The 5,380-nt window shown below is 49.9% G+C and carries 3 protein-coding genes and 1 tRNA gene; 1 reads left to right on the forward strand and 3 read right to left on the reverse strand.

Annotated features, from left to right (window positions below; all coding sequences use genetic code 11):
* Nucleotides 1-18: 18 nt before the first annotated feature.
* The 3 genes from HMPREF0673_RS03155 to HMPREF0673_RS03165 all read right to left on the reverse strand — a co-directional run bounded on the left by HMPREF0673_RS03155 (nucleotide 19) and on the right by HMPREF0673_RS03165 (nucleotide 4,348).
* Nucleotides 19-1,176, reverse strand: coding sequence for a clostripain-related cysteine peptidase (locus HMPREF0673_RS03155; protein ID WP_007897862.1), 1,158 nt, complete (start codon nucleotides 1,174-1,176; stop codon nucleotides 19-21).
* Between the two features lie 178 nt (nucleotides 1,177-1,354).
* Nucleotides 1,355-4,066, reverse strand: a complete 2,712-nt coding sequence (locus HMPREF0673_RS03160) for a valine--tRNA ligase (RefSeq protein WP_007897864.1) — start codon at nucleotides 4,064-4,066, stop codon at nucleotides 1,355-1,357.
* Nucleotides 4,067-4,274: 208 nt separating this feature from the next.
* Nucleotides 4,275-4,348: transfer RNA gene (locus HMPREF0673_RS03165), tRNA-Arg, on the reverse strand.
* A gap of 276 nt (nucleotides 4,349-4,624) precedes the next feature.
* Here HMPREF0673_RS03165 and HMPREF0673_RS03170 point away from each other — a divergent pair.
* A partial coding sequence (locus HMPREF0673_RS03170; RefSeq protein ID WP_007897865.1) for a glycosyl hydrolase family 28-related protein occupies nucleotides 4,625-5,380 on the forward strand: 756 nt, incomplete at its 3' end.

Consider the following 5,380-nt stretch of genomic DNA (forward strand, 5'->3'; position numbering starts at 1 on the left):
ATGCTTAATCCCCCTGGTTTATCGGGTGAGCCTCTGTATCCACCAATTAGTGTGTTTTTTCGACTCTTTAATTTCTGAGCGTGTAGACGGGTCAGAAATGGTGATGCCGGAGAAGTGGTCCACTTTGGTCTTCTTGTTCATAGAGCCGGAGTATATGTACTCTGTAGCCGCTTTGTACGGCACAAGACGTAGCAGCACGTTGTGGAACTGCTCGTAGGCGTCGTTATCGTTTGTGCAAAGCTGGCGCACATAGTCGTCGAAGTCGAAGAATATGGTAGGCTTGTATGTCTCGCCGTCGAGGTCCTGCACGTTGTCGAGAAGGCTAAGGTCGAACGTGTGCGTTGCGTTGATGCTCTTCATCATGGAAGCCATCTCGTCAACGTATCTGCAATCAATTACGCCGATTGTGCCGTAAGGTGTGCCGCTGTTCGAATAGAACTCGTAAAAGCCATTGCATAAAGCCTTGTAGTCGGGCTGTGCGCTCATCAGATGCTGGTATATGTTCTGGTAAGGCATGCCGTAAGCCATTACTTCGCTTGTAGACGCAATGATGTAGTCGGTTACGTCCTTCAAGTCGTAAGCCACCTCCATGCTCGACATGTAGCAGTCGTCGAACATGATGAACTGCATCTTCATTCCTGCAGCCTTGATGCTCGTTGCGAAGTCGTCGATGTCTATTTTGTATTCTTTTTCCAATCCGCCGAAGTAGCGCAGAGTGTTTCGGTTGAATACCGTAGAGCTTGGTATCCATCCCATGCCGTGACAGCCCACAATCATGGCGTAGCGGTTGGCTGGTGCGTATTTCTTCACTTTGTTGAACAGTTCTACTCTGCCGTTCGTTGTAAGATAAGTGGGCGATGAGTATTTCTCGAGCGTGTCCTGCGTGCATACGCCCTTCTTGTATCTGATGTCTATCAGTGCGCTCTGCTTTTTGTCCTTTGCTATGAACACTATGAGACGTGTGTTGTCCAGTCCCTTGTTCCTGACAATGGCTGCTTTCATGTCGTTGATATTCGCATGTAGAAAACTGTAGAGGTTGTTGCTGTAGGGCATGAAGACGAAGATGGTTTTCTCTGCCGTTTGCGGTTCTGGCGGCATGATTGGGTCTTCCTCCTGGCACGCGCTGAAACAGAGTATCAGAAGCGAAATAAATGCGAGTTTTAGGAGTTTATACATATTATATATATTAGTAGTAGATTTATATGTATATCTGTATTAAAAGGACAGGAGGCTATGGTCTCCATGCCGTAGCCTGCGCTGTTGTGGCGACCGAAAGTCGCCACAACAGACTATAGTGTGGAAATCATAGCCTCCTGCGGTTTTTGTATTGTAAGCGTTTTTGATGACCAAGCGTTTACTTGTTCTTCAGTGCTGCGATAGACTCCTTCAGTGCAGCAATCTTCTCTTCTGAGTCGCTCTGCTTCTTGCGCTCGAGTGCCACAACAGCCTCCGGCGCGTGAGCTACGAACTTCTCGTTAGAGAGCTTCTTCTTGATGCCTGCGAGGAATCCTTCGAGGTGCTTCAGTTGAGCTTCCTGCTTCTCTATCTCTGCAGCAACGTCAATCATATCGCCAAGAGGCACTGCGAACTCGTCTGTACCCACCATGAAGGCAGCAGCCGTTGTATCCTTCTCCGACACTACGTTGATAGCCGAGAGATTAGCCATCTTCTTTATTACTGAAGCGTAAGCCTCGTAGTTGTTCTGCTGCAGTGCCTGCAGTTCGAGAGCATCCTTGTTCGGGATGTTCTTCTGGTTGCGCACGGTGCGCACGCCAGCCACGATGAGCTTAACGTTCTCGATAGCTGCTACTACGGCATCGTCGTCGGCAGTAGGAGCATCGAGCTTCAACTCGGCGCGCATGATCGATTCGTTCTCCTTGCGGTCGTAGATGTGCTGCCAGAGTTCCTCTGTGATGAACGGCATGAACGGATGGAGCATCTTCAGCAGAGTCTCGAAGAAAGCGAGTGTCTGCTCGTAGCTTGTGCGGTCGATAGGCTGGCCGTATGCCGGCTTCACCATCTCGAGATACCAGCTTGAGAACTCGTCCCAGAACAGTTTGTACACAGCCATAAGTGCCTCAGAGATGCGATACTTAGAGAAGAGGTCGTTCACCTCAGCGTTGGTCTGCTTCAACTTAGCCTCGAACCACTTTGCTGCGATAGTGTTAGCCTCTGGCTGCTCGGTATCAGCCACCTGCCAGCCCTTTACAAGACGGAATGCGTTCCAAATCTTGTTGTTGAAGTTGCGTCCCTGCTCGCAGAGGCTCTCGTCGAAGAGAATGTCGTTGCCGGCAGGAGCCGAGAGCATCATGCCCATGCGCACGCCGTCGGCACCATACTTCTCGATGAGGGCGATAGGGTCGGGCGAGTTGCCGAGTGACTTTGACATCTTTCTGCCCAGCTTGTCGCGCACGATACCTGTGAAGTATACGTTGCGGAACGGCACGTCCTTCATGTACTCCTCGCCAGCCATAATCATACGGGCTACCCAGAAGAAGATGATGTCCGGACCGGTTACGAGGTCGCTTGTGGGGTAGTAGTATTTAATCTCCTCGTTGCCTGGGTTGTTGATACCGTCGAACAGCGAGATAGGCCAGAGCCATGAAGAGAACCAAGTGTCGAGTGCGTCCTCGTCGTGAACGAGCTGGTCGGCTGTGATGTTCTCGTAGCCCTTAATCTTGCGAGCCTCTTCGAGCGCCTCCTCAGCGGTGAGCGCTACTACGTACTTCTCCTCTTCGCCTTCGGCTGTGGGCAGGAAGTAAGCCGGGATGCGGTGACCCCACCAGAGCTGGCGCGAGATACACCAATCCTGAATGTTCTCCAGCCAGTTGCGGTATGTTGTTACGTACTTTGTCGGGTGGAACTTGATCTTGCCCTCGAGCACCGGCGGCAGAGCGATGTCTGCGAAGTGCTTCATCGAGAGGAACCACTGCTTGCAGAGGCGCGGCTCTACGGCTGTGTCCTGGTTGCGCTCCGAGTAGCCCACCTTGTTGTCGTAGTCCTCAATCTTCTCTACCAGTCCGGCAGCCTTCAGGTCCTCTACAATCTGCTTGCGCACGTCCATGCGGTCCATGCCTACGTACATGCCTGTAGCTTCAGAGATGGTGCCGTCTGGGTTGAAGATGTCGATAGTCTCGAGGTTGTGCGTTTTGCCGAGTGCGTAGTCGTTCACGTCGTGAGCAGGAGTAACCTTCAGACAGCCCGTACCGAACTCGATATCTACGTAGCGGTCCTCGATAACCGGGATAACGCGGTTCACCAACGGTACAATCACCTTGTGTCCGCGCAGCCACTGGTTCTTCGGGTCCTTCGGGTTAATACACATTGCTGTGTCGCCCATGATAGTCTCCGGGCGTGTTGTAGCTACAACAGCGTAGTAGCGTCCGTCGGCATCCTGATGCAGCACTTCGCCCTCGCAGCCAGTCGGCACAACTGGGTTTACGTCTGCATCAGCCACATAGTAGCGAAGGTTGAACAAATGGCTTTTCTCGTCGCGGTAGATAACCTCTTCGGTAGAAAGCACGGTCTGTGCCTTTGGATCCCAGTTTACCATGCGCAGACCGCGGTAGATAAGTCCCTTTTTGTAGAGGTCCACGAACACCTTCAGCACGCTCTCAGAGCGCTTCTCATCCATAGTGAACGCTGTGCGGTCCCAATCGCAAGACGCACCGAGACGGCGCAGCTGTTTGAGGATGATGCCACCATGTTCGTTCGTCCAGTTCCAAGCGTGCTCAAGGAACTGTTCGCGAGTGAGGTCGCGCTTCTTGATGCCCTGCTCTGCAAGACGATTTACTACCTTAGCCTCCGTAGCAATCGAAGCGTGGTCGGTGCCAGGTACCCAACAAGCATTCTTTCCCTCCATACGTGCGCGGCGCACGAGGATGTCCTGAATCGTATTGTTGAGCATGTGGCCCATGTGCAACACGCCAGTCACGTTTGGCGGCGGTATAACGATAGTGTAGGGGTCACGTCCGTCGGGCTTGCTACTGAAGAGTTTGTTGTCAAGCCAGTACTGATACCATTTCGATTCCACTGCTTGTGGATCGTATTTGCTTGCTAATTCCATACTGATTGTATCTGTTTTGTTTATATTCTATATTTCTTAACTTGCAAAATTAGTAAAAATACGTGGGATAATCGCCGTTTTAGTTCAATAATTATATAATAATGTGTTAAGTGTATGCTATAATTTTGGCTTGTGTTGGAATATATAGCAAATGGTGGATATGTATAACAAAAAAGAGGATGTTACATGAAGTAATATCCTCTTTTTGTGACTCCGGCAGGATTCAAACCTGCAACCTTCTGATCCGTAGTCAGATGCTCTATTCAGTTGAGCTACGGAGCCATTGTTTAAAGCTTTAAGTGTTGTTCCTTAAAAGCGAGTGCAAAGGTAGTGGTTTCTGATGAAACTGCCAAATGTTTTTGTGACTTTTTTGAAGAAAATGTAGAAAAAGTTCATTTCTTTACTTTAAATTCTCTTCTGTAGGCGAATTATATAATAAATTCGTATCTTTACACACCGTTTGATTGTAAAGTAGCTGTTCGCATGAGTATAGCTACATATATGCTATTAACGTAAATCGGTATAATAAGAATGTATAATCTATATAAATAATAAAGTATGATAAGTTTTCTTTTATCTATTGTGGTGAGTATTGCGTCATTTGGCGCAGTGGGCAACAATGAGTCGGTGAACAATGCTGAGGCGATAAACCGCGCCATAGAGCATTGCGCCGAGCAGGGTGGTGGACGCGTTGTTGTACCATGTGGTGAATATTACACGGGGTCGATATATCTGAAGTCGGGTGTTATGCTCTTTCTTGAGCAGGGTGCTGTGCTGAAGGGTGTGCAGGACATAGATGCTTATGCTTCCTTGAAGACCACGCTTGACCTCTCGCGCTACGAGAGTGGGCAAGGTACGGTGAATTATAACTCTGCCACCGACCCACAGTGGTCTAAGGCGATGGTGTTTGCTGTCGGTGTGAGTAATGCTGGTATTGAGGGCAAGGGTTGCATCGACGGTGCCGATGTGCGCAATCCGCTTGGTGAGGAACACATGCGCGGTCCGCATACCGTGCTGATGACTGGTTGCAAGCGTATGAAGTTTGAAGGTATCAGTGTGAAGCGCTCCGCCAACTATGCTTTTCTGGGCTACCAGATAGAAAAGACGCAGTTTCATAATCTATATATAGAAGGCGGATGGGACGGCATACACATCCGTGGGGCGAAGCGTGTGGAGATTGCAGGCTGCGAGATGCACACTGGCGACGATGCTATTGCGGGTGGCTACTGGGAGCGCATGAGCATCAACCACAACGTGCTAAACTCTTCGTGCAACGGCATACGTATGATTATGCCATCGGTAGGCTTGGACATT

Source organism: Leyella stercorea DSM 18206, assembly GCF_000235885.1.
In the GTDB taxonomy this organism is placed as follows: Bacteria; Bacteroidota; Bacteroidia; order Bacteroidales; family Bacteroidaceae; genus Prevotella; species Prevotella stercorea.